Below are 227 nucleotides of genomic sequence, written 5' to 3'. Positions count from 1 at the left end.
AACAAAGGATCGTCTTCTATTTCGGCAGAGGCAGGGCGTACTGCTTCGCCGTTATTTAGGAAACCAGAGTTTGCCATATGACCTTCATTAAACTCGAAAACAAAGGCTAATTCTGTCCATGGGTTTTGCTCTACTTTCTTACAACGCAGGAAGAGATCGGCAATATATTGGAGTCGTTCTGCTGGTATATTCATATTGTTCTCGTATCAGCGCTCTCGGGCCTTGCT

General features: G+C 44.5%; 1 protein-coding gene. It reads right to left on the bottom strand.

What is annotated here, in order from left to right:
* Window positions 1-194, bottom strand: a 194-nt coding sequence (locus CWC14_RS19065; RefSeq protein WP_138564429.1) for a hypothetical protein, incomplete at its 3' end; no start/stop codon positions are given.
* Window positions 195-227: the final 33 nt, after the last annotated feature.

The sequence above is a fragment of the Pseudoalteromonas sp. S3260 genome (assembly GCF_005886925.1).
In the GTDB taxonomy this organism is placed as follows: domain Bacteria; phylum Pseudomonadota; class Gammaproteobacteria; order Enterobacterales; family Alteromonadaceae; genus Pseudoalteromonas; species Pseudoalteromonas tetraodonis.
Note: the sequence above shows the minus strand (reverse complement) of the source record. Positions and strands in the feature narration are given on the sequence as shown.